This is a genomic window from Lysobacter sp. HA18 (assembly GCF_054057595.1).
Genome location: NZ_JBSRZL010000001.1, coordinates 1,427,804 through 1,451,112, shown reverse-complemented (window position 1 = coordinate 1,451,112; position 23,309 = coordinate 1,427,804). Strand labels below are relative to the sequence as shown.

The 23,309-nt window shown below is 67.9% G+C and carries 28 protein-coding genes; 16 read left to right on the top strand and 12 right to left on the bottom strand.

Annotated features, from left to right (window positions below; all coding sequences use genetic code 11):
- Positions 1-23: 23 nt before the first annotated feature.
- Positions 24-1,577 (bottom strand): protein adenylyltransferase SelO, encoded by a 1,554-nt coding sequence (locus ACVWWW_RS07370; RefSeq protein ID WP_027082842.1) that lies wholly within the window; start codon positions 1,575-1,577, stop codon positions 24-26.
- A 196-nt stretch (positions 1,578-1,773) separates the two neighbouring features.
- Between ACVWWW_RS07370 and ACVWWW_RS07365 the strand changes: the two genes are divergently transcribed.
- Entirely contained in the window at positions 1,774-3,852 is a 2,079-nt protein-coding gene (locus ACVWWW_RS07365) for a DEAD/DEAH box helicase (protein ID WP_027082841.1), read from the top strand.
- A gap of 206 nt (positions 3,853-4,058) precedes the next feature.
- On the opposite strand, the gene ACVWWW_RS07360 is transcribed toward ACVWWW_RS07365, so the two are convergent.
- The 5 genes from ACVWWW_RS07360 to ACVWWW_RS07340 all read right to left on the bottom strand — a co-directional run bounded on the left by ACVWWW_RS07360 (position 4,059) and on the right by ACVWWW_RS07340 (position 7,671).
- The gene (locus tag ACVWWW_RS07360; RefSeq protein WP_051235059.1) at positions 4,059-4,583 is read right to left on the bottom strand and encodes a pyridoxamine 5'-phosphate oxidase family protein; all 525 of its coding nucleotides are present in this window, start codon (positions 4,581-4,583) and stop codon (positions 4,059-4,061) included.
- 86 nt (positions 4,584-4,669) lie between these two features.
- Positions 4,670-5,410 (bottom strand): sulfurtransferase, encoded by a 741-nt coding sequence (locus ACVWWW_RS07355; protein WP_027082839.1) that lies wholly within the window; start codon positions 5,408-5,410, stop codon positions 4,670-4,672.
- A 54-nt stretch (positions 5,411-5,464) separates the two neighbouring features.
- Positions 5,465-5,812, bottom strand: coding sequence for a hypothetical protein (locus ACVWWW_RS07350; protein ID WP_027082838.1), 348 nt, complete (start codon positions 5,810-5,812; stop codon positions 5,465-5,467).
- 29 nt (positions 5,813-5,841) lie between these two features.
- On the bottom strand, positions 5,842-5,994 hold the full coding sequence (locus ACVWWW_RS07345; protein WP_155914266.1) for a hypothetical protein: 153 nt from the start codon (positions 5,992-5,994) through the stop codon (positions 5,842-5,844).
- Positions 5,995-6,042: 48 nt separating this feature from the next.
- The gene (locus ACVWWW_RS07340; RefSeq protein WP_036141882.1) at positions 6,043-7,671 is read right to left on the bottom strand and encodes a serine hydrolase; all 1,629 of its coding nucleotides are present in this window, start codon (positions 7,669-7,671) and stop codon (positions 6,043-6,045) included.
- Positions 7,672-7,759: 88 nt separating this feature from the next.
- Here ACVWWW_RS07340 and ACVWWW_RS07335 point away from each other — a divergent pair, with 88 nt between their 5' ends.
- The 4 genes from ACVWWW_RS07335 to ACVWWW_RS07320 all read left to right on the top strand — a co-directional run bounded on the left by ACVWWW_RS07335 (position 7,760) and on the right by ACVWWW_RS07320 (position 10,696).
- A complete protein-coding gene (locus ACVWWW_RS07335) occupies positions 7,760-9,001 on the top strand; it encodes a TIGR03862 family flavoprotein (protein ID WP_027082836.1) in 1,242 nt (413 codons plus the stop codon).
- A gap of 100 nt (positions 9,002-9,101) precedes the next feature.
- Positions 9,102-9,479, top strand: coding sequence for a response regulator (locus tag ACVWWW_RS07330; protein WP_027082835.1), 378 nt, complete (start codon positions 9,102-9,104; stop codon positions 9,477-9,479).
- A 10-nt stretch (positions 9,480-9,489) separates the two neighbouring features.
- Positions 9,490-10,332 carry a chemotaxis protein CheX gene (locus ACVWWW_RS07325; protein WP_027082834.1) on the top strand — a complete coding sequence of 281 codons (843 nt, stop codon included), beginning with the start codon at positions 9,490-9,492 and terminating at the stop codon, positions 10,330-10,332.
- Between the two features lie 145 nt (positions 10,333-10,477).
- Positions 10,478-10,696 (top strand): hypothetical protein, encoded by a 219-nt coding sequence (locus tag ACVWWW_RS07320; protein ID WP_027082833.1) that lies wholly within the window; start codon positions 10,478-10,480, stop codon positions 10,694-10,696.
- A gap of 34 nt (positions 10,697-10,730) precedes the next feature.
- Here ACVWWW_RS07320 and ACVWWW_RS07315 read toward each other — a convergent pair whose 3' ends face one another.
- Positions 10,731-11,378: a hypothetical protein gene (locus tag ACVWWW_RS07315; protein ID WP_051235057.1), complete on the bottom strand. Its 648-nt coding sequence runs from the start codon at positions 11,376-11,378 to the stop codon at positions 10,731-10,733.
- An 83-nt stretch (positions 11,379-11,461) separates the two neighbouring features.
- Positions 11,462-12,571 (bottom strand): sensor domain-containing diguanylate cyclase, encoded by a 1,110-nt coding sequence (locus ACVWWW_RS07310; RefSeq protein WP_027082832.1) that lies wholly within the window; start codon positions 12,569-12,571, stop codon positions 11,462-11,464.
- Between the two features lie 188 nt (positions 12,572-12,759).
- On the opposite strand from ACVWWW_RS07310, the gene ACVWWW_RS07305 reads away from it, so the two are divergent.
- From ACVWWW_RS07305 to ACVWWW_RS07295, 3 genes are read left to right on the top strand one after another with little or no spacing between them, the layout of a single operon-like run.
- Positions 12,760-13,530 carry an alpha/beta hydrolase gene (locus ACVWWW_RS07305; protein ID WP_051235055.1) on the top strand — a complete coding sequence of 257 codons (771 nt, stop codon included), beginning with the start codon at positions 12,760-12,762 and terminating at the stop codon, positions 13,528-13,530.
- A 57-nt stretch (positions 13,531-13,587) separates the two neighbouring features.
- The gene (locus tag ACVWWW_RS07300) at positions 13,588-13,896 is read left to right on the top strand and encodes an HPF/RaiA family ribosome-associated protein (RefSeq protein WP_027082831.1); all 309 of its coding nucleotides are present in this window, start codon (positions 13,588-13,590) and stop codon (positions 13,894-13,896) included.
- A 22-nt stretch (positions 13,897-13,918) separates the two neighbouring features.
- Entirely contained in the window at positions 13,919-14,719 is an 801-nt protein-coding gene (locus ACVWWW_RS07295) for a glucose 1-dehydrogenase (RefSeq protein ID WP_027082830.1), read from the top strand.
- Here the strand turns inward: ACVWWW_RS07295 and ACVWWW_RS07290 are convergent.
- The gene (locus ACVWWW_RS07290) at positions 14,710-14,889 is read right to left on the bottom strand and encodes a hypothetical protein (RefSeq protein ID WP_027082829.1); all 180 of its coding nucleotides are present in this window, start codon (positions 14,887-14,889) and stop codon (positions 14,710-14,712) included. The genes ACVWWW_RS07295 and ACVWWW_RS07290 overlap by 10 nt on opposite strands.
- A 41-nt stretch (positions 14,890-14,930) precedes the next feature.
- On the opposite strand from ACVWWW_RS07290, the gene ACVWWW_RS07285 reads away from it, so the two are divergent.
- From ACVWWW_RS07285 to ACVWWW_RS07260, 6 genes are all read left to right on the top strand, one after another.
- On the top strand, positions 14,931-15,770 hold the full coding sequence (locus ACVWWW_RS07285; protein ID WP_051235052.1) for an NAD-dependent protein deacetylase: 840 nt from the start codon (positions 14,931-14,933) through the stop codon (positions 15,768-15,770).
- Positions 15,771-15,839: 69 nt separating this feature from the next.
- Complete coding sequence (locus tag ACVWWW_RS07280) at positions 15,840-16,808, top strand: MBL fold metallo-hydrolase (protein ID WP_081672046.1); 969 nt, start codon at positions 15,840-15,842, stop codon at positions 16,806-16,808.
- 66 nt (positions 16,809-16,874) lie between these two features.
- Entirely contained in the window at positions 16,875-17,774 is a 900-nt protein-coding gene (locus tag ACVWWW_RS07275; RefSeq protein ID WP_027082828.1) for an SDR family NAD(P)-dependent oxidoreductase, read from the top strand.
- Between the two features lie 62 nt (positions 17,775-17,836).
- Positions 17,837-18,157, top strand: a complete 321-nt coding sequence (locus ACVWWW_RS07270; protein ID WP_027082827.1) for a hypothetical protein — start codon at positions 17,837-17,839, stop codon at positions 18,155-18,157.
- 73 nt (positions 18,158-18,230) lie between these two features.
- Positions 18,231-18,614 carry a hypothetical protein gene (locus ACVWWW_RS07265; protein ID WP_155914264.1) on the top strand — a complete coding sequence of 128 codons (384 nt, stop codon included), beginning with the start codon at positions 18,231-18,233 and terminating at the stop codon, positions 18,612-18,614.
- Between the two features lie 60 nt (positions 18,615-18,674).
- Positions 18,675-19,148, top strand: coding sequence for an NUDIX domain-containing protein (locus ACVWWW_RS07260; protein ID WP_027082825.1), 474 nt, complete (start codon positions 18,675-18,677; stop codon positions 19,146-19,148).
- On the opposite strand, the gene ACVWWW_RS07255 is transcribed toward ACVWWW_RS07260, so the two are convergent.
- Entirely contained in the window at positions 19,149-19,415 is a 267-nt protein-coding gene (locus ACVWWW_RS07255) for a DksA/TraR family C4-type zinc finger protein (RefSeq protein ID WP_027082824.1), read from the bottom strand. It abuts the gene before it with no gap.
- A gap of 138 nt (positions 19,416-19,553) precedes the next feature.
- On the opposite strand from ACVWWW_RS07255, the gene ACVWWW_RS07250 reads away from it, so the two are divergent.
- Entirely contained in the window at positions 19,554-20,561 is a 1,008-nt protein-coding gene (locus tag ACVWWW_RS07250; RefSeq protein ID WP_027082823.1) for a sensor domain-containing diguanylate cyclase, read from the top strand.
- Here the strand turns inward: ACVWWW_RS07250 and ACVWWW_RS07245 are convergent.
- Positions 20,558-21,031: a DUF1203 domain-containing protein gene (locus ACVWWW_RS07245; RefSeq protein WP_027082822.1), complete on the bottom strand. Its 474-nt coding sequence runs from the start codon at positions 21,029-21,031 to the stop codon at positions 20,558-20,560. The two genes, ACVWWW_RS07250 and ACVWWW_RS07245, sit on opposite strands and share 4 nt — an antisense overlap.
- A 185-nt stretch (positions 21,032-21,216) precedes the next feature.
- Between ACVWWW_RS07245 and ACVWWW_RS07240 the strand changes: the two genes are divergently transcribed.
- A complete protein-coding gene (locus ACVWWW_RS07240) occupies positions 21,217-22,290 on the top strand; it encodes a DUF1615 domain-containing protein (protein ID WP_456998665.1) in 1,074 nt (357 codons plus the stop codon).
- A gap of 19 nt (positions 22,291-22,309) precedes the next feature.
- Here ACVWWW_RS07240 and ACVWWW_RS07235 read toward each other — a convergent pair whose 3' ends face one another.
- Positions 22,310-23,302, bottom strand: a complete 993-nt coding sequence (locus tag ACVWWW_RS07235; protein ID WP_036141878.1) for an SDR family oxidoreductase — start codon at positions 23,300-23,302, stop codon at positions 22,310-22,312.
- Positions 23,303-23,309: the final 7 nt, after the last annotated feature.

The following is a 23,309-nucleotide window of genomic DNA, read 5'->3' as shown; positions in this document are numbered from 1 at the left end:
CGGCGCGGGCCGCTCGCCCGCTCTTACGAGCTGCAGGACAGCATCGAGCAACCGGCCTTGTGACGCGCCCAGTCAGGCCGGCGCTGCGCGAATTCGTCGCGGCCGGGCTGATCGTCGTAGGGCCGGCGCAGCACGTCGAGCAGCTCGTGGATGCCCTTTGCGTCGCCCACCGTGGCGCGGTCGATCGCCTGCTGGGCGAGGTAATTGCGTAGCACGTAACGCGGATTTGCACGACGCATCTGCTCGCGGCGCCGACCCTTGTCGACGTCGGCGAGGCGGTCGGCATACCGCGAAAGCCAGTCGCGAAGTGCGGTCTCGCCAGCGTCGCGCTTTTCGTCGCTGTAGTACGCGACAGCGAGCGGTGCGAGGTCCGGCGCTGCCGGATCGACGTCGATCAGCCCGCGGAAGAACAGCGTCATGTCGACTTCGTGCTCGCGCATCCATCGCTGCAGGTCTTCCATCAGCAGGACGTCGCCATCGCGGAATTCGCCGAGACCGAGCTTGGCGACCGCGTTGTCGCGCTCGGTCTGCTCATACGTCTCGACGAATCGCGCAAGACCCGCCTGCAGCGGCCCGACGTCGCCGCCCAGTTGCGACAGCGCACCCGCGAGGCGCCCTAGGTTCCAGTACGCCACGGCCGCTTGCTGGCCGAACCGATAGCGGCGGCGCTGCGCGTCGGTGGTGTTCGGCGTCCAGTCCGGGTCGTAGTCGTCGATCCAGCCGTAGGGGCCGTAATCGATCGTCAGGCCGAGGATGGACATGTTGTCGGTGTTCATCACGCCGTGGACGAAACCCACGCGCATCCAGTGACCGACCATCACGGCCGTGCGCTCGCAGATCTCGCCGAACCAGTCGCCGACGACGTTCGGCGACGCGGCATCGAGATGCGGGTAATCGCGACGGATGCAGAACTCGACGAGTTTCTGCAGCAGCGGCACGTCGCCACGCGAGGCCGGCAGTTCGAAATGCCCGAAGCGGATGAACGACGGCGCGACGCGGCAGACGATGGCACCGGGCTCTGGCGCGGCATGTCCGTCGTAGAACATGTCGCGCACGACGTCGTCGCCGGTCGCGACCAGGCTGAGCGCGCGCGTGGTCGGTACGCCGAGGTGATGCATCGCCTCGCTGCACAGGAATTCACGTACGGACGAGCGCAACACGGCGCGTCCGTCTGCCGTACGCGAATACGGCGTCGGGCCCGCGCCCTTGAGCTGCAGTTCCCAGCGCTCCCCGGCCGCATTGACGACCTCGCCGAGCGTGATCGCACGGCCGTCGCCCAACTGACCGGCCCAGTGGCCGAACTGGTGCCCGCCGTAGTTCGATGCGTAGGGCTGCATCTCGGACAACAGCGCATTGCCACCGAACAGCTCGGCGAACTCCGGCGAGGCGGCGTCGGCCTCGTCGAGCCCGAGCACCGCCAGCATCTCGCGCGATACCGCGAGCACGCGCGGCGCGACCACGTGCGTCGGCTCGACCGGCGACCACGCGGCGCCATGCACCTGCCTCACGACGTTCGCGTCCGACGGATCGCCGGGCAGGTCGCGAACGAAACGATTGTCGAAATGCAGATCGGACAGGCTCATGGACGGCCGTGAAGACGGGCGCCGCCGTGGCGCTCCGGAGACCCATCGTAGCCATCGCGCGTTATGCGGATCGCGACGCCGCCGGCCGTCGCTACGCGGCCGCAGTGGCCCGAATCGACGGCCCGCACGCGCGCGTACGGGTAGACTTCCGCCCCCGACCGGCCCGCCCGGCGCTGACGTTCCCGCTGCCATGAGCGCCGAAAACGAACCCGTAACCCCGACTTTCAGCGACCTCGAGCTGGGCGCACCGCTGCTGCGCGCGTTGGCCGATGTCGGCTACGAAACCCCCTCGCCCATCCAGGCCGCGACGATCCCGCCGCTGCTCGCGGGCCGCGACGTCATCGGCCAGGCGCAGACCGGCACCGGCAAGACCGCGGCGTTCGCGCTGCCGGTTCTGGCGCGCATCGACCCCACGCGCGCCAAGCCGCAGGCGCTGGTGCTGGCGCCGACGCGCGAGCTGGCCATCCAGGTCGCCGAGGCGTTCCAGAAGTACGCGACCTACCTGCCGAAGTTCCAGGTGCTGCCGATCTACGGCGGCCAGGGCTATGCGCCGCAGCTGAGCGCGCTCAAGCGCGGCGTGCATGTCGTCGTCGGCACGCCGGGCCGCGTCATCGACCACATGAAGCGCGGCACGCTCGACCTGTCCGAGCTGCGCATGCTCGTGCTCGACGAAGCCGACGAAATGCTGCGCATGGGCTTCATCGACGACGTGCAGGCCGTGCTCGACGCGACGCCACCGACGCGCCAGGTCGCGCTGTTTTCCGCGACCATGCCGCCGCCGATCCGCCGCATCGCGCAGACGCATCTCAAGGATCCGGTCGAGATCGCGATCAAGTCGACCACGACCACCGCAGCGAACATCCGCCAGCGCTTCGTGTCGGTCAGCGGGCATCACAAGCTCGACGCCATCACCCGCGTGCTCGAAGCCGAAACCTACGACGCGATGATCGTGTTCGCCCGCACCAAGATCGCGACCGAGGAACTCGCCGGCAAGCTCGCGGCTCGCGGCATCGCGGCTGCAGCGCTCAATGGCGACGTCCAGCAGGCGCAGCGCGAGAAGATCGTGCAGCAGCTCAAGGACGGTCGCATCGATGTGCTGGTCGCGACCGACGTCGCCGCGCGCGGCCTCGATGTCGACCGCATCAGCCACGTGCTGAACTACGACATTCCGTACGACACCGAAAGCTACGTGCACCGCATCGGCCGCACCGGCCGCGCGGGTCGCACCGGCGAAGCGATCCTGTTCGTGACGCCACGCGAGCGCGGCATGTTGCGTGCGATCGAACGCGCCACGCGCCAGCCGATCGAGCCGATGGAGCCGCCGAGCATCGAGTCGGTGAATGCGCGACGCGTCGACAAGTTCCTGGGCCGCATTTCGGACGCGCTCGAATCGTCCGACCTGCCGATGTATCGCGAGCTGATCGAACGCTTCGAGAACGATCGCAACGTGCCGGCGGTGGAAATCGCCGCCGCGCTCGCGCACCTGCTGCAGGGCGAATCGCCGCTGCTGATGCCGACCGGCCACGACCCGTTGCTCGCCGCGCAGCAGCGCGAACGCAACAACGATCGCGACCGTGCGCCGCGTTTCGATCGCGATACGCGCAGCGAGCGCCCCGCGCGCTTCGACCGCCCGGACCGCGCACCGCGCGCAGATCGCGATGGCAAGCCGTACGGCGATCGCGCACCTGCGCCGGCCGAGCGTCCTGCGCGTTTCGAGCGCGACGACGCACCGCCGCGCATCGAGCGTGGCCCGATGGGCGATGACGCACGTCCGCCGCGTCGCGATCATGAGGATCGCCCCGCGCGCGCCGCGAGCGATTTCGAATCACGCGGCCCGCGTTTCGAGCGCGAGACGCGCGTGCATAACGACGCCGAGCGCCAGTTCGACAGCGCGCCGCGTCATGAACGCCCGCAGCGCGGTCCCGATCCGGGCATGGAAACGTTCCGCATCGAGGTCGGCCACGTGCATGGCGTCAAGCCGGGCAACATCGTCGGCGCGATCGCGAACGAGGCGGATCTGGAAAGCCGGTTCATCGGACGCATCGACATCCGCGACAACTTCACGCTGATCGACCTGCCGGGCGGCATGCCGCACGAGACGATGGAGCACCTCAAGCGCGTGCGCGTCGCCGGCCAGCAGCTGAAGATCCGTCGCGACGATGGCCCGCGTGGTGGTGGACGCGATGCGGGTGGTCCGCCGCGTGGTGGTGGCCGTGATGGCGCGCCGCCGCGCGGTGGTCGCGGTGGGTTTCCGCGTCGCGATCGCTGAGGAACGTGGGCGCCGTGTAGCGGCGCCTCGCTGGACAGCGTGACGCTTGGCTCGCCGACTTAATCGGTGATGTTTGGAACGCGCGCCTTGTGCCGCGTTCGGAAGCAACGCGGCGCGGCCGTCGCATGAGACGCGGCCGCGCCAAGCGGCTAACTCGACTCGACACACGCCCGCGTCATCGACGCGGACGCGCGCCGTCGTCCCGACTACTGCAGATTCATCCGCTGGTTGTCGGTGAGCCGACCCGGATCGTTCGTCACCGCGGTCAGCAGGAAGTGCAGCGCCTTGCCCGCCATCGTGCCCGGGCCGTCCCAGTATTCGGCGCTCTCGGCCTCGACGCGGATCAGGCAGAGGTTCGGATCGTCCTTGCCGTCCTTGAAGTAGGCGCTCATGTACGGCTGCCAATGGCGTTCGATCTCGGCGCGGTCGCGCGTGGCGATGGCGGTGCCGCAGATCGAGATGTAGGTGCCGTTGTCCTTCGCGGCGAACGCGACGTTGACCTGCGGATTCGCCTGGATCTCGCGCACCTTCTCGCTGTCGGCGCCGGTCGCGAACCAGAGATCCCCGTCGAACTCGATTTCCGCAACACCAAGCGGGCGGCTGAAGAGGCGACCGTCCTCGCCCTGCGTGGTGAGCATCGCGACGTGCAGGCCCTTGGCCATCTCACGAAGCTTCTGGATGTTCTCGTCGCGGTCCGGGGCCGCGGTACGGCGGTCGTCGCGCAGGTCCATGTGATGTCCTCGGCTTGCGGCGTCGTTGCCGCTGCAAGCAGGAGACCGCACCGGCCGCCGACGCACGGTGAAGCGCCGGTGACGCGTCAGGCGATGTCGTCGACTATCGGCTGTAGCTGCGGATCGAGCGCGACACGACCGTCGAACACGAAGCAGCGGCCGTCGTAACCGAAACCGCCGACCTTCTCGAAGTAACCGAGGATTCCGCCGTCGAGCTGCAGCACGTTGGGCATGCCGTCCGCCTGCAGCCACAGCGCGGCCTTTTCGCAACGGATGCCGCCGGTGCAGAAGCTCACGACAGTCGCGTCGGCGAGTTCCTCGCGATGCGGTTCAAGCGCGGCCGGCAGGTCGGTGAAGTTGTCGATCGGCAACGTGATCGCGCCGTGGAACGTGCCGTATTCGAACTCTTCGCGATTGCGCGTGTCGAGCAGCACGAGTCGACGTCCCGCGTCGTCGTGACCCTGTTCGATCCAGCGCGCGAGTGTTGGCGGATCGACTGCCGGTGCGCGTGCATCGAGCGGCGCGGTGCCATCGCGACGGAAGGTGATGATCTCCGGCTTGCGCTTGACCTTCAGCCGCCCGAACGGCTGCATGCGGCTCCAGCTTCGCTTCACTTCGAGCGCGGCGAAACGCGCATCGTTGCGCAGGACGTCCAGCACCGATTCGACAACGGCTTCGTTGCCCGCGAGAAACAGGTTCACGCCTTCCGGCGCAACAAGGATCGTTCCGCGCACGTCGCCCGCTTCCGCAGCCGCGCGCAGCCTTTCGGCGAGCGCATCGGCGTCATGGACTTCGGCGAAATGGTAGGCGGCGACGTTGAGCAGCATGGTCGCCATTGTACGGAGCCGCTTCGCCGCGCCGTCCGGGCGCGGCGGTGTCGTTCACGCGCCGACGAGCGCGTCGAGATGCGGAAGCGGCTGCGGGCTGGCGACGAAGGTCGCGCCGTTGTGGTCCTGCTTGAACACGAAACCGTGCGCCATCTGCAGGTCGTCGGGCACCCAGAACACGCGCGGCTCGAGACGGAAGCCGCCTTCCCAGCCGGCGGCGTACGCGGCTTCTTTCGCCGATTCCCAGCTTTTCAGGAACGCGAGCGTCGCCGAACTATCGAGGCCTTCGCGCGGGTCGCTGCCCTCGCACGGCACCGCCGCGACTTCCAGCGTCTCGCGCACGGTGCGCAGGTGGTGCCAGCCGTAGTCGATCGGGCCGACGGAATACACGTGCCAGGTCATGAGCGGTCCCCTTTGCGCGATGTCGTCCATCAGCCGGGCATCGGCATGCCGAGGTGCGGCGCCAGCAGCCAGTACACCGTGCCGATGATCACCGCCCAGATGAGCAGGCGCACGACCAGCCCGACTGCCTTGAAGGCGAGCCACAGGCCGAGGATGACGATGATGATTGCAACGATGCTCATGGGTGTTTCCGATGGAGTCCGGCCAGCATAGACCGGAACTCCGGCACGTTAGGGCGTTGGGACCGGCGTCAGGCGCAGGTCCTGGAAGTCGAAGCTGAAATCCGTGAGCGGCGACACGGGCTCCATGCGCACGCCGCGGATCGCGCCATCGTGGTCGAGGTCGAAATCGACGAATGCATCGGCGTTCAACCAGCGCTGGTCCCAGTGGACGATGAAGCTGTCGTGCTGCCACGGTTCGAGTCGACCGGTGAGTTCCGGCGTCTTCGTGAAGCGCAGTCGCAGGCCGCTGCCTTCGCGTTCGACCGCGACATCGCCGTACCACGGGTCGCGATACATGCCCGCGTACTTCGCCAGCGGAAGAGACGGTTTCGACGACGCATCGCGCGCGGCGAGGTGCTTCTTCCAGATTTCGTCGGCATCACCACGCTGCTTGTCCAGCGCGGCGCCGTAGGCCGCGACCCAGTCGGTCTTGGGCGCGCCGGTGTAGGCATCGAGCACGCGATACGTGATCGCGTTGAACGCGCCGCCGAGCTCCGCATTGGTCAGCACGACCACACCGACGCCGAGGTCCGGAACCATCGTCACCTTCGACACCATTCCGGGCCAGCCGCCGGTGTGCCAGACGAGCTTGTGGCCGCGGTAGTCGGACAGGAACCAGCCTTCGCCATAACCCGCGAAGTTCGGCTTCAGCGGTGCGAGTTGCGGAACGCTCGGTTCGGAGACCGAAATCGGCGTCACCAGTTGCCACATGCCCTGATGGCGTTCTTGGCTGACGAGGCGCTTGGCGTCGTCGCCCGTGCCGCTGATCACGCCGTCGGCGAGCTGCAGGTTCATCCAGCGCGCCATGTCGTGCACGCTCGAATAGATGCCGCCGGCACCCGCGACGTTGGACCACGTCATCGGCGCGGCGAGCGGGCGCACATCCTTGAAATCGAACGCGGCGTGGCCGGTCGCGACTTCATCGCCGGGCTTGAGGAAATCGCTGTTGTAGCGCGTCTCGTTCATGCCGAGCGGACGGAGGATGCGCGAGTCCAGGAACGACTGGAAACTCTGCCCGCTCACCTGCTCGACCACCTGCTGCGCGACGCCGAACAGGATGTTGTCGTACGCGTACTGGCCGCGGAAGCTGCCGTTGATGGGCACGTTCTTCAGGCGCTCGGCGACTTCGCGACCGCTGTACGTCGTGCCCGGCCAATACAGAAGATCGCCCGCACCGAGGCTCAGGCCCGAGCGATGCGCGAGCAGGTCACGGATGCGCATCTCGTGCGTGATGGTCGGGTCCGACATGCGGAACCACGGCAGCCGGTCGATCACGCGATCGTCGAGCGACAGCTTGCCTTCGTCGGCGAGCATCGAGATCGCCATGGACGTGAACGCTTTCGTGTTCGATGCGATCGCGAACATCGTGTGCGCGGTGACGCGATCGTTCGTGCCGGCCTTGCGCACGCCCCAGCCGTTCTCCAGCACGATGTGCCCGTCCTTGACGATCGCGACCGCGATGCCCGGCACATCGAAACGCTTGCGGTCGGATTCGACGTAGGCATCGAAATCGGCGAGCTGCGCCGGGAGCGCGGGCGCCGCAGCGGGTGCAGAAACGGGTTCGGCCGTTTGCGCGCACACGGGCGCGGCGAGCAGCAGGGGAAGCACGAGCAGGCAGGCGGACAGGCGCGGCGTCATCGGTCGGGTTCGCTTGGACGAGCGCGGACGATACCGTGCGGCGTGTCGCTGCAGGCATGCTGTGCGCCCCGAATCCACGCTTGGCCGCATGCAGACCGCACGACTCGACCTTCCCGGCATCGCGATCATCGGCGGTGGCCCCGCCGGCCTGATGGCCGCGGAAGTCGCGCGCGCGGCCGGCGTCGAGGTCGACCTGTTCGACGCGAAGGGCTCGGTGGGCCGCAAGTTCCTGATCGCCGGCAAGGGTGGCTTGAACCTCACGCACAGCGAGCCGCGGCCAGCGTTCGATGCGCGCTATCGCGAGCGAGCGGCGCAGGTCGGGCGCTGGCTTGATGATTTCGACGCGGATGATCTGCGCGAATGGGCGCGCAGGTTGGGTGTCGAAACATTCGTCGGCAGTTCGGGCCGCGTGTTTCCGACGGATCTTAAGGCCGCGCCGCTGCTTCGCGGATGGGTGCGGCGCCTGCGCGACGCCGGCGTGCGTTTCCACGTGCAGCATCGCTGGATCGGCTGGACGGACGACGGTGCGTTGCGCTTCGACACGTCGCACGGGCGCGTCGAAGCGATGCCGCGCGCCACCGTGTTCGCGATGGGCGGCGGCAGCTGGCCCGAGCTTGGATCCGACGGCGCGTGGGTTGCGCCGTTCGCGGAGGCCGGCATCGACATCGCGCCACTCGTCCCTGCGAACTGCGGTTTCGACATCGCGTGGACGCCGCACTTCGTGGAACGATTCGCGGGTGCGCCGCTGAAGCCGGTGGTCGCGCACTGGACGGACGTGCATCGCGCGCGGCGGTCGCTGCAGGGCGAATGCGTCGTGAGCGCTGCGGGGATCGAAGGCAGCCTGATCTATGCGCTGTCGGCCGACCTACGCGACGCGATCGCGCGCCACGGTTCGGTGGTGCTCGAACTCGACCTCGTGCCGGGTCGCGACGAGGCCACGTTGCGCGCCGCCCTAGCCCGCCCGCGCAACGGTCGAAGCCTTAGCGATCACCTGCGTCGCCAAGCCGGCGTGCACGGCGTTCGCGCCGGACTGCTGCACGAGGTGCTCGGTCATCCGCTTCCTGATGACCCACAGCGCCTGGCAGCCGGATTGAAGCGCCTGCCGCTTCGCCTGATGTCGCCACGGCCGATCGACGAGGCGATCAGCTCGGCGGGCGGCGTGCGGCTGGAAGCGCTCGACCACGCTCTCGCCTTGCGCGCCCGCGCCGGCGTCTTCATGGCCGGCGAGATGCTCGACTGGGAGGCGCCCACCGGCGGCTACCTGCTCACCGCCTGCTTCGCCAGCGGCCTTCGGGCCGGACGTGCCGCGGCCGCTTTCGTCCGACGGTAATGACCCTCAAGCTTTTTCGTACGGTGCCGTTACGACGTTCCGAGGGTCGACTACGATCGCCCACGGAACGCGCGCGCCGGATGCGTGCCAGGACACCACGATGACTGCCCGCCCGACCGTTCTTCTCTGCGATGACTCCCGCGCCCTGCGCATGCTGACCGCGCAGCAGATCGACGCCTGCGGCTACCAGCTGGCCGGCGAAGCCGACAACGGCATCAAGGCGGTCGAGCAGTACCTCGCGCTCAAGCCCGACGTCGTGCTGCTGGACCTCGTAATGCCGAAGGTCGACGGCAAGGCGGCGCTCAAGCGCATCCTCGAGCTGGACCCGGCCGCGAAGGTCGTCGTGCTCAGCTCGCTGGGCGCGCAGAACGACATCGAGCAGTGCCTGAAGATGGGCGCCAAGAGCTACCTGCAGAAGCCGATCGACCGCGACACGCTCGCGCGCGTGCTGGCCGAAGTCACCGCCGTCGCGGCCTGAGGACTCGACCATGGCAGCCAAGTTCTTCGGCCAGTTCCTGCTGGAAAAGGGCGTCATCGACGCCGCACAGCTCCTGCGCGCACTCGAAGTGCAGCGCGTCTCCAACCCCGCGCTGGGCGAGCTCGCCTGCGAGCGCGGCATGCTCACCGCCGACCAGGCGATGGCGATCAACGAGCGCCAGCGTCGCGAGGACAAGCGCTTTGGCGACCTCGCGCAGTCGATGGGCCTGCTGACCGGCGACGAAGTCGGCCTGCTGCTCGACGAGCAGAAGTCGCGCCGCAAGCTGTTCGGCGAGATCCTCGTCGAGGAAGGTTTCCTCAGCCGCGAGCGCCTCGATGAAGAGCTGCGTTCGCATGCCGGCGAGCGCGACGAAGCCGTGCGTTCGCTCGATGCGATGTTGGCCTCGCATCAGCTGGGCCGGCGCATCGGCAATTCGATCGCGACCTGCAACAAGCTCTTCCCGCGCCTTTTGCGCACGCAGTGCCAGTTCTCCAGCGTCGCCGACCCGAAGAATCCGCCGGCCACCGATGCCATGGCGCTGGTGCGCGTGTCGGCGGACCGTCCGCTCGCGATCGGCGTCGCCTGCGACAACGCGACCATGCATGCGATCGCTCAGGCCTTCCTGTCGATCCCGCCGGAAGCCTGCGACGAAGAACTCGCGCTCGACGCGCTCGGCGAGTTCGTCAACGTGCTGATGGGCTACGTCGTCAAGGACAGCTTGCCGGAAGACGCGACCTACCGCGCTTCGCCGCCGGACTTCGAAACCCCGGTTTCGGCGCTCGACGACGGCATGCACGTGCTGGTCTCGATGACCTCCCAGCTCGGCCCGTTCCTGCTGGTTCTGGGCGACTGAGGGTTCCACGCCGGCTCCGGCCGGCGCCGTGGAACGCCCGGATCAGGCCGCCTATCCGGGGCTCACGGTCGAGTCCGGCTGACTTCACGTCGCCTTGAGCTCTCCGCCCCGCAGACTGGCTCCAGCACCACGGGGAGCCGCGTCCATGTACACCGTTAGCCACTCGACCGTCATCAGTTCGCGCGAGCTTGCCGCCCTGCGCCTGCTTGCCGTGGACGCCCGAGCCAAGATCGACAAGGAGCTCGAGGACGACCTCTACACCAAGGGGCTGTTGCAGATTTCCTGGGACCGCTGCCTGTCCCCGGCCGGTCGCGACGCGATCGACCCCAGCGCCGCCTTCGGCCCGCGACGCGCCCACGGCTGACGGGCGACCGGCCTCCGCCGGCCGCCCTGTTCGATCAACCGCCGTTCGATCCGCCCGGTGCCGTTGCGCCGGTCGAGCCCGTATCCGACGAGCCACCGCTCGCGCCCGGCATGACCACATGCCAGCTTCCGAACTTGTCCTTCACGCCGTCGCCGTTGATCTGGCCGATGCCGGCGTCGGCCGCGTAGCGATACAGCGGATGGCCTTCGAAGGTGACCTGCCGCGTGCCGTCGGGTCTGGTGATGACGGAGATCGCCGCGCCCTGCAGGCCGGCCGCGCCGGTCGGCTGCTGCGTCTCCACCGTCACCGGCGGCCAGGTCTGCGCGCAGGGGCCGACGCACTTGCGGCCGTCGTTGTCGCCTTCGACGTAATAGAGCGCATTGCCGGCGGCGTTCGTCAGGTATGGGCCGTGCGGGCCGTCGGGCACTAGTACCAGCATCGGACCCGGTGCGGCCGCGCCGGCGTTGCCCGGAACGCCCGTTGCGCCGTTGCCGATCGCCGGGTCGGCCGAGCTCACCGGCGGTGCGCCGGGACCGACCGAGGTCGAGCCGTTATTCGCCGTCGGCTTGTCGGTGGCGCCGTCGGCGAGCGTGTCGTTGCTGCCCTTGCCCTTGCAGGCGGCGAGCGCCAGCGCGGCAACGACGGCGAGGCCCAGGGCGCGGGCGGCGGGAATACGGGACATCGGTAACCTCCATGGTCGATGTGCGGCGCCAGTGCCGCATTCGATGATGAATAGCGCCGGCGACGTGATCGCCGGGTCGTGCGTCAGCGCTGGCGTCGCGCGCGCTTCTGCTCGTACATGCGCTCGTCCGCCGCATGCAGCACCTGCGAGGCATGCGCCTCGCCGTCGTGGATCACCCAGCCGATGCTGCACTTGATGCGCAGCCGCACGCCGTTGATCACGCGCGGGCGGGCCAGTTCGTCCTCGACTGCCTGCGCGACCGATCGCACGTCACGGTCCGCATCGCGCAGCGACGACAGCAACACCACGAATTCGTCGCCACCGAGGCGCGCCACGAAGTCGGTGTCGCGCAGAGTCTCGCGCAGCACGCCGGCGGTGGCCCGCAGCACGGCGTCGCCGGTGCCGTGGCCGTGCGTGTCGTTGATTTCCTTGAAATCGTCGAGGTCGATGAACAGCACGCCGAAGCGATGCGGCTGTCCATCGTGCGAGGCGCAGACCGTCTCCAGCTGCGTCTCGAAGGTCGCTCGGTTCGGCAGCCCGGTCAGCGCGTCCAGCGACGCCGCGTCCTGGTACATCTGCGCGGTAGCCTGCGTATCGAGCAGTGCGTCGTGCAGGCGACGCAGCAGCCGCGCGTTCTCCTCCAGCGCGAGTTGTCGCCCCAATGCGCCGCCCATCGCATTACCGATCAGCGCGATCGCCTGCGCATCGATGTCGTCGAAGGCATGCGTGACGGACGAGCAGATCTCCAGCACGCCCTGGTTGGCATCGCCGTAGCGCAGCGGCGCCGCGATGAGTGCATGCAACTGGTGTCGACGGCGTACGTCGCCGCGGATGCGGTCGTCTGTGGCCGTGGCGTCGCTGCGCAGGGAGGTGCCGGCGTCGAGGCAAGCGCAGGCCAGCGTCTGCCCGCCGTTGAACGCATCGATGTCGACGCGCTCCATCTGGCCGCGCGCGCAGGCCACCGTGAGCCCCGCCTCGCCGTTGTCGAGCAACACGACGCCGCCGGTGGCACGCGTGATCTCGACGACCTTGTCGAGTGCGTACTCGATGAAAGATTCGGTACTGCCTGGATGCTCGGCGACAGAGGCCAACGCCGCAACGAGGCCACGCAGGCGCAGGATCTCGCTGTCCTTCGATGAGGACGCGATCCAGGGCAGGCCCCGTTCTGCGCGGGGTCGACCGGGGGTCAGCACGTTCGCGGCAATCCGGATTTCAGAGCGGACGATCCTCGTCGACCGACCATCAAGCGCATGTGAGCCACGACCTTGCATCGGTCACATTCCGCGCATGTCGCAAGACATGAATACGCCAACTCGATGCCTCGACTCATCCGTAACGCGCGCCTGCGAGACTCGTCTTCGCTGAATAGAGGGGAGCCCGAATGCGATTGCTTCGATGGTCGGTGTTGCTTGTCGCAGCGAGCGCACTGCTCGCATGCGTGCCTACGCGGGCGGACTTGTCGAAACCCGTGCCGACCGCGCTGCTGCCTTCGAAGGCCGGCTCGCACCGACTCGTTGTAGTGCTGCCGGGGCGACGCGACCGGCTGGAGTCGCTGCGTCGAAGCGGCGTCGGCGAAGCCATCCAGCGCGTATGGCCGGACGCCGACGTGCTGTTCGCCGAGCTGTCGATGCCCTACTACCTCGACCGCAGCGCGCCGCGGCGCCTGCACGACGAGGTGCTGATGCCGGCGCGACGTCGTGCCTACACCGAGATCTGGCTGGTCGGCGCGTCGCTCGGCGGCATGGGCAGCATTCTCTACGACGGCATGTATCCCGGCCAGGTCGACGGTATGGTGCTGCTCGCGCCGTACACCGGTGAGCGGGACATCCACGACGAGATCCGCGCGGCCGGTGGGCTCGATGCCTGGCAGCCGTCGGCGTCGACCATCGACGAGCAGAACCTCTGGCAGCGCGACCTCTGGGCGCAGATGAAGACCTGGAAGAACGAGCCCGAGCGCACGCGCAACGTGTGGCTGGGCTACGGCGACAACGACTACCTGCGCGAAGGCATGCCGCTGGTGGCGGACGTGCTGCCGACCGACCACGTGCTGGTGCGGCCCGGCAAGCATGCGTGGAGCACGTGGACGCCGATGGTCGAGGAGATCTTTCGCAACATCGATGCCGAGCGCGCCAAACGCGCAGCGGCGCACTGAGGTTTTAGTCACGGCCGGTCGTCTAGGTTCGAGGCTGGCCCACCGACGGACATCGCCATGCATATCGAAATCAACCACGACAACCACATCAAGTACGACGAATCCGTCGAGCGCCATGTCCGCCAGGCGCTCGACTCGACGTTGTCGCGCTTCGCCGACCAGGTGACGCGCATCGAAGTGCACCTGCATGACAAGAACGCCGAGCGTCGCGGCGGAAACGATCGCCATTGCCTGCTCGAGGCGAAGGTTGAAGGTCGTCCGCCAATTGCCGCGTCCGATGAGGCCGACACCATCGCGGCGGCGATCACGGGTGCGGCGAAGAAGCTGCAGCGTCGCCTCGACAGCGACCTCGGCAAGCTGCACTGATCCATCGCGCGACGGTCGCGACATGGGCCTGACGCCGCCGATTCCTGCGATCGATCCGCAGCCCCTGCGCGGCCGCGTGGTGCTCGTCACGGGCGGAGCGCAGGGCATCGGCCGGGGCATCGCGCAATGCGTTCTCGCGGCGGGCGGCGCGGTGGTGATCGGCGATACCGACGACGAAGCCGGACAGGCCTGCATCGACGAATGGGAAGCCGGCGCTGCCGCGATGTTCGTGCATCTCGACGTCTCGAAGGAACGTTCGGTGCGCCGTTTCATGGACGCCGCGCGCGGCACGTTCGGTCGCGTCGACGGACTCATCAACAACGCCGCGAACGCGGACCCCGAGACCGGTCCGGTGGAGTCGCTGTCGCTCGCCGACTGGAACCGCTTCATCGCGACCAACCTGACCAGCGCGTTCCTCTGCAGTCGCGACGCCCTGCCCCTGCTTCGCGAATCGCGCGGCTCGATCGTCAACATCGCATCGACCCGAGCGATGCAATCCGAACCGGACACCGAAGCCTATGCCGCGACGAAGGGCGCGCTGGTCGCCCTGACGCATGCACTCGCGATCAGCGCGGGCCCGGACGTACGGGTGAACTGCATCAGCCCGGGCTGGGTGCCGACCGAAGCCTGGCAGAAACCGGCGTCGCGACGTCGACCCAAGCTCGGCCGCAAGGACCAGACGCAGCATCCGGTCGGACGCGTCGGGCGACCGGAAGACATCGGCGCGCTCGCGGTCTACCTGATGTCGGACGCGGCCGGCTTCGTCACCGGCCAGAACTTCGTGGTCGACGGCGGCATGAGCCGCAAGATGATCTACGCCTGATCGTCGCCCTTCGGCTGCTTCAAAGCCCACATGTTGTCGACGAGGTTGGGATAGCGACGCCCCGCCGCTTCCGCGCGTTCCTTCGCGGCCTCCTTCTGCGCTGGCGTCAGGTGCGCGCCGCTGCCTTTTGGCGCGGGCTTTTTCCACGGCGGGCGGCTATCGGTAGGCATGGCGTCATCGGGGCGACGGGAATGGCGGCTAGGATGCCCGCATGCACGTGATCGCCGACGTCGACACCACTGCCGAAGCGCAACTGCTGCGCGAGTGGCTCGCGCCGTTTCGCCGCGTGTTCGTGCTGACCGGCGCGGGCTGCAGCGCGGCGTCAGGCATTCCCGATTACCGGGACGAGGCCGGCGGCTGGAAGCGCAAGCCGCCGGTCACCTTCCAGGCGTTCACGCAGGACGATGCGACGCGACGTCGCTACTGGGCGCGGTCGTTCGCCGGCTGGCCGGTGTTCTCGCAGGCGCAACCGAACGCAGCGCATCGCGCGCTCGCCGACTGGCAAGCATCGGGCCGCATGTCGGCGCTGCTGACGCAGAACGTCGACGGGCTGCACGAGCGCGCCGGCAATCGCGACGTCATCGACCTGCACGGCCGTCTCGACACCGTGCGTTGCCTCGCCTGTGGCGAGCTCACGCCGCGTGATGCGATGCAGGCGCGTCTTGCCGATGCGAACCCCGGCTGGATCGATGCGATCACCGCGTTCGCACCGGACGGCGATGCCGATCTTGAACGTATCGACTTCGATGACTTCATCATTCCACCGTGCGCGCACTGCGGCGGCATGCTCAAGCCGGACGTCGTGTTCTTCGGCGAGAACGTGCCGCGCGCGCGCTTCGAACATGCGCGCGATGCGCTCGCCGCGAGCGATGCACTGCTGGTCGTCGGCTCGTCGTTGATGGTGTATTCGGGCTTTCGCTTCGCCCGCATGGCGCATGACGCAGGCGTACCGATCGCGCTGCTCACGCGCGGCGCAACGCGTGCGGATGAACTCGCTTCGCTCGCGCTGCGTGCCGATTGCACCAAGGTGCTGCCCGAAGCCCTGATCTGACAGGCCGCTGTCACGGCGCGCCGACCACGGCCTTGCGAGCCTCGCGCTGTCGACCGAGCGTGCGCGGCCATGAAAATCCATCACCTCAATTGCATCTCGACGTGTCCGCTCGGCGGACGACTGATGGACGGCTTTACGCCGTCGATGGTCGAGCGCGGCCACCTCACTGCGCACTGCCTGCTGATCGAAGCCGACGACCGGCTGATCCTCGTCGATACCGGCATGGGCCTGCGCGATGTACGCGATCCGCACAGCCGCATCTCGCGCTTCTTCCTCGGTCTGGTCGCACCGGACTTCCGCGAAGAGATGACCGCGATCCGCCAGGTCGAACGCATGGGTTTCGACCCGCGCGACGTGCGCGACATCGTGATGACCCACCTCGACTTCGACCACGCCGGCGGCCTCGACGACTTCCCTCATGCGCGCGTGCACATGATGACGCGCGAGCGCGAATGCGCCGAGCAGCAGAAGACGTGGATGGATCGGCAACGCTTCCGGCCGCAGCAGTGGTCGACGCGCGGACAATGGCATACGTACGCCGGTTCATCCGGCGAACAGTGGATGGGCTTCGATTGCGTACGCGAACTCGAAGGCCTGCCGCCCGATGTGCTGATGGTGCCGCTGCATGGCCACACGCACGGGCACGTCGGCGTCGCGGTGCGCAGCGAGGGTCGCTGGAAACTCAACGCGGGCGATGCCTACTTCTATCACGCGGAAATGGACCCGGTCCGCCCGCACTGCACGCCCGGCCTGCGCTTCTACCAGTGGATGCTGGAGAAGGACCGCAAGGCGCGGCTCGACAACCAGAACCGCCTGCGCGAGCTACGACGCCAGCATGCGAACGATGTCGACATCTTCTGCTCGCACGACGTACTCGAGTTCGAGCGCCTCGCCGGCCGGTCCGCGCGCATCCCGGCGGACCGGCTGCAACGCGAGGTCGTGCGCAATCGCCCGCAGCCACAGCAGCCGCAATGGCCGACCGGCGATGTGCCACGCGGCAACGACACTGGCTCCATCGACCAGCGCCGCCCGCACTGAGCCGTGCACACCCGGCCACCACGGCCGGTCCTGCAGGCTGCGGACAACTTCGATCGGGAATCCACCATGCCGGCACGCACCGTCGTCATCACCGGCGCTTCGAGCGGCTTCGGCCGCGGCGTCGCGCTCCGCCTCGCCGAGGAAGGCTGCAACCTCGTGCTCGCCGCGCGGCGCAGCAACCTGCTCGACCAGCTCGCCAAGGAATGCGGCAACGCGATCGCGGTGACCTGCGACGTCGGCGATCCGAATGCAGTCGAAAAGCTTGCGGCCGCGGCCATCGCCAAGTTCAACCGTTTCGACGTGTGGATCAATAACGCGGGCGTCGCTGCGCTCGGCCCTTACGAGCGCGTACCGCTCGAAGACCACATGCGCGTGATGCAGACGAACATGGGCGGCGCGCTCGCCGGCAGCTATGTCGCGCTGCGGCACTTCCGGCAATCAGGGGACGGCACGCTGATCAACGTCGCGTCGATGCTGGGTCGCACGCCGGCGCCGTATTACGCGTCGTATTGCGCGACCAAGTACGGCATCGTCGGCCTCTGCGATGCGCTGCGTCAGGAAGTCGCCGCGGTCGGCGCCGCCGACAAGATCCGCATCTGCGCCGTGCTGCCGATGGCGGCCGACACGCCGTTCTTCGACCACGCCGCGAACTACACCGGCCACACACTGCACCCGTTCCCGATCACCGATGCGGACGAGATCGTCGCCGCCATCGTCGGCGTGGTGAATGCACCACAGGACGAAGTCACCGTCGGGCTGTCGGCAACCGCTGCAGTCATCGCCGAGCGCCTGTCGCAAACGATCACGCACGGGATGACCGGTGCGATGCAGCAGCTGCTGCAGGATGAGGCACCGGAAGCGCCGGAAGACGCGGGCAACCTGCATCGCCCGCTCGCGATCGGTACCGGCGTGCATGGCAGCATCCTGCAGCGGCTCGACGTCGAACGTCAGCAGCCGCGCCACTGATCGCGACGCGCGGGTCACGGCTCGCGCGCCACGCTTGCGGCATCGAGATTCGGAGTAGCGACATGACCAGTACGAATCATCCGAACAACGAAGACGGCGGCTACGGCGGCAGCAGCCTGGTCGGTAGCGATCGCAGTGGCCTGCAGTCCGCGATCGAAAGCCGCGAGATCGTGGACGGCGCACGTCGCGATTCGACGACGCATCGCAACGCGCCGTCCACCACGGACAGCCTCGGCCGCGTGGTCGATCGCGATGCGAATGGCCGGCGCGTCGAAGGTGCCGACTCGAGCGCTGGCATGGGCGCGTCGATTGATGATTCCATCCCCGAAGCGCCGGGTGCGACGTCAGGCGGCCGCGGCGGCGGCGACGAACTTGAGGACTGACGGCGACGCGCGCTGCCACTCGCGTCGCACGGCGCGAGCATGCAGACTGCGCGCCCTGCTAAACGACACCGACATGCCTGTTTCTTCCCGCCCCCGCCATCCCAAGCGCCGGCCCGACGGTGACGGCCGTGGCCGCAGCATGCCGGCGGTCGCGCATCTACTCGCGCCGGACGACCAGATCGTCGGCGGCATCGCGCAGCGCAACGACGAATACGCGCTCGTGCTCGCCGGTCGCGAAGTCGCATCGACCGACAGCGCGGGCATGGCGATCGCCATGCTGCGGCACGCACGCGTGATGCTGTCCAACGACGAAACGCCGCTGTCCATCCGCGTCGCGCCCGCGCTGGAAACACCGGCGACGCTCGAAGCCGACGCCGCGGGGCTCACGCTCGAGGCCTACCTCGACGCACTGGAAACCGAGCGCGTCGAACGCGCAGCGGTAGCGCGACCGCAATAGTTTCACGCTGCCGACGCAGCGCTGCGGCAAGACTCCGCGGCGGCCCGGGAACGACGACGCATGCCCCAGGAAAGCGCCGGCATCCTGCTCTACCGCAAGCGCCCGAACGGGTTGCATGTGCTGTTGGCGCATCCCGGCGGACCGTTCTGGCATTCGCGCGATGCAGGCGCGTGGAGCATTCCGAAAGGCGGCCCGATGCCAGGCGAGAACGCAGAACAGACTGCGCGTCGCGAATTCGAGGAAGAGCTCGGCATGGCCGCGACCGGCGAACTCGCGCCGCTCGGTCGCCTGCGTCAGAAGGGCGGCAAGTGGGTGGAAGCATTCGCGATGGAAGGCGACTTCGACCCTGCGCAACTCAACAGCATCATGTTCCGTATGGAGTGGCCGCCGCGCAGCGGGCGCTTCAGCGAGTTTCCCGAAGTCGACCAGGCGCGCTGGTTCGCGCTCGACGAAGCGCGCGACAAGATGCTCGAAAGCCAGCGTCCCCTGCTCGACCGGCTCGACACGCTCATCAACGGCGGCCCGCTGATCTGATCAGCGCAGCTGGCTGTCCTTGCTGCCGCGACGGTTGTAGCCGCTGACACCGTGCTCTTCGGCATCGTGCAGTTCCTGGCAGGCCACGCATAGGCGTACGCCGGGCAATGCCTGTCGGCGCGCCTCGGGAATCGGCGCTTCGCATTCCTCGCAATGGCTGCGCCCCGGACCGTGCGGCAGGCGGCTTCGCGCGCGACGAATCGCATCGCCCACCGTCGCGTCGATCTGGTCCTGTACCGCCCCGTCGCCTGCCCAACCGGTCGCCATCGTTCGGCCCTCCTCGACGCGAGAATACGCGGCGCGCCATGAACCTGCGACGACGCGCACCCTTTGTATCCACAGCTGCTGCGACACATCCGCGCGCCTCAGGCAGAATCGATTCATCGTTTCCGGAGACACAGTCGGATGGATCGGCTGCTCGCACAGCTCTCGCAATCGCTCGACACCGCACGCACCCTTGATGACCTGGTCCGTCCGCTCTTGGAGATGCTCCAGAGCCTCACCGGGCTCGAATCGACCTACCTGACGGAGGTCGACGAACACGCGGGCGTGCAGCACATCCTGTTCTCCCGCAATGCGGGTTCGCTGGACATTCCGGAAGGGCTGTCGGTGCCGTGGAGCGACACGCTCTGCCGTCGCGCGCTGCTGGAAGGCCGCACGCAATGCGATGACGTACCCGAGCGCTGGGGCGATTCCGACGCCGCGGCCGCGCTGCGCCTGCAGACCTATGTGAGCGTTCCGGTTCGCACCGGTGACGGGCAGTTGTTCGGCACGCTCTGCGCCGCGAGCGCCGAGCGCCACGTGCTCGACACCGACGCCGAGCACGCGCTGCGCCTGTTCGCGCGGCTCATCGGCTACCACATCGAACGCGAGCGCATGATCGAGCAGCTGCGTCGCGCAAACGCGGAGCTCGCGACGTCTGCGCTGTCCGATCCGCTCACCGGCCTGCCGAATCGGCGCTCGCTCGCGCAGGAACTCGCGCGCATGCTGGCGCGCGTGCAACGCGATGACCGTGCACTCGTCGTCGCCTACATCGACCTCGATGATTTCAAGTCGATCAACGACGGCCACGGCCACGAAGTCGGCGACCGTTTCCTCGTCGCGATGGCGCGCGCGCTCGAAAATGCACTACGCGGTGGCGACCTCGTCGCACGCATCGGCGGCGACGAGTTCGTGGTGGCGGGCGCGATACCGCGTGAGAACGCGGAAGCCGCCGCCAAGGTGCTGTGCGAGCGACTCGAAAAGGCCACGATCGGGCGGTTCGACCTCGGCAGCGGCGGTTATGTGGACTATCACGGCGCCAGCGTGGGCGTAGTGCTCGCGCACATCGGCGAGGTCGATGCGGAGGCCGTCCTCGCCCGCGCCGACCGCGCCATGTACGACGCCAAGCGCGAACGCCGAATCCGCCGCTAGGCGGCGATCCACTCCACACGCGCGGCGTAGCAACCCGGCCGCGCGTAATGCACGTGCACGTAGGCGACGTCTGGTGTCGCGAGCATCGCTTCGATACGTGCATCGCCGTCGACGCCATCGACCACGTCCGCCTCGACGATCATGTGCGAGGCGTCGAACGCGCGCAGTGACAGCAGGCGTCGACGCATTACATCGGGCAACCCGCCATCGACGACGCTCGCCTGCGTCGCGCCTTCCCGCACGTAGACGGCATGGCTCGCGCGGTACGGCGTGTTCGCGGGCTGGTGCGTGTAATTGACCAGCAACGCGACTTCGCCTTCGACCAGATCGCGCAGCTCCACGCGGTCCGGAACGCCATCGTCCGCACCGACGCGGACACGCCGGGCGCCACGGGCGACGAGCTCGTCGTCGGACATCGCGAACAGCGGAATGAAAGGCGTCGGATCGAGGCCGAATACGCGAAACGTCATGGCGGTGCTCCTTGGGACGAGGCGTGCAGGATCGACCTCACGCCCGACGCGCGCTATCCGGATCTTGCTCGGCGTTAACCCCGCTGGGCTACCCTTCGGCATCGCAGCCCACCGGCCATCCCGTGACCCGACGCGTTCCGTTCGCCGCCGCAGCACCATCGACACGTCACCGCATTCGGCGAGGCGTGTTCGTCGCCCTCGCCCTCTCGCTGCTGCTACCGGGCTGCCACGAAACGCCGCGGCCGCGACCGAAGACGCCCGCCGAAGTGCGCGCGGAACTTGCGCGACTGATGCCCGCGGGCATTCGCGACCGCAGCGGTTGGGCCGCCGACATCCAGGCGGCCTTCGCTGCGCTCAAGATCGATCCGTCGAAGGCGAACCTGTGTTCGGTGGTCGCGGTGACTGAGCAGGAATCGAGCTTCAGCGCCGACCCGCATGTGCCCGGCCTGGGCAACATCGCGCTCGAGGAAATCGACCGTCGCGTCTCCGCGCACCACATTCCGCCGCTGGTCGCGCGCGCCGCCTTGCAGATCAGCGCGCCGGATGGCCGTACGTGGGAACAGCACATCGCTGCGGCGACCACCGAACGCGAACTCAGCGACGTCTACGAAGCGATGATCGATCGCGTGCCGATGGGAACGCGGCTACTGGCGAACGCGAACCCGGTGCACACCGGCGGGCCTATGCAGGTCAGCGTGACGTTCGCCGAAGCGCTGGCGCGCGACAAGGATTATCCGTATCCGGTCGAAGGATCGATCCGCCACGAGGTATTTACACGCCGCGGCGGCGTCTACTTCGGCACCGCGCACCTGCTCGGCTATCGCGCGTCGTACAAGCAGCCGATCTTCCGCTTCGCCGACTACAACGCCGGCTGGTATGCGAGCCGCAATGCGGCGTTCCAGAACATGGTGTCGATCGCGACCGGCATTCCGCTCGAGCTCGACGGCGACCTCGTGAACTACGGCGGCGGCGCGAGCCGCACCGAAACCGCGATCGGTTCGCTGTCGCAGGAACTCGGCATGGACACGTCGAAGATCCACAGCGCGCTGGCGAAGTCGGAGACGCTGGACTTCGAGAAGACCGATCTCTATCGCGAGATTGCGCAGCTCGCGGAGCGTTCCGCCGGTCATGCGCTGCCGCGCGCACGCCTGCCGGAAATCCGACTGCAGAGTCCGAAGATCACGCGGCGCCTGACCACCGCGTGGTTCGCACAACGCGTCGACCAGCGTTATCGCCGCTGCATGGCGCGGGCGAAGTAAGCGACTCCGCCCGCGTCGATCAGCCGCGAGGTCCGCCCATCACCGGCAGGATCGCGCCGTTGACGTACGAGCCGGTCACCGGCGATGCAAGGAAGACGTACGCCGGCGACAGCTCTTCCGGCTGCGCGGGACGCTTCATGTCGCTGTCCTGCCCGAACTTCGACACGGATTCGGCGTCCTTGTCGGCCGGGTTGAGCGGCGTCCAAACCGGGCCCGGCGCAACGGCATTCACCCGTATGCCGCGTTCGAGCAGGTTGCTGGCCAGCGACATGGTGAAAGCGCTGATCGCGCCTTTCGTCGCCGAGTAATCCAGCAACTCCTTGCTGCCGAAGATCGCGGTTTCCGACGTCGTATTGATGATGCAGGCGCCCTGCTTCATGTGCGGCAGCGCGGCACGCGCCATGTGGAAGTAACCGCCGACGTTGGTTTCCAGCGTCATCATCAGCTGCTCGTCAGTAATGTCCTCGAGCTTCTTCGCGTGCTGCTGGAAGGCGGCGTTGTTGACGAGGATGTCGAGCTTTCCGAATTCGTCGACCACCTGCTGCACCGCGCCGTCGCAGAACTTTGCATCGCGCACGTCCCCCGGAATGGTGATGCAGCGACGACCTTCGGCTTCGACGAACTCTTTGGTCGTCTCAGCGTCCTCGTGTTCGTCGAGATACAGCACGGCTACATCCGCACCTTCGCGTGCGAACAGCACAGCGACCGCGCGACCGATGCCCGAATCCGCGCCCGTCACGATCGCGACCATGTCCTTGAGCTTGTCGCTGCCGAGATAGCCCGGCGCGAGGAATCGCGGCTCGAGTTCCAGCTCGTGCTCGTTGCCCGGCTTCTTCAGGTGCTGCTTGGGCAGTGGCCCCTCGGGCTTGCGATCAAGCCCCGCCTGCACCGGCTTCTTGTCCTCGCCGGACGACTTGCCGCCCGACGCTTCCTTGTCATCGATCTTCGACTGGATGCGACGCTGCGCGTCGGCGGTGCGGGCGCTGTCGCCGTTCGGGTGCTGGCTCGCCATGGGCTCG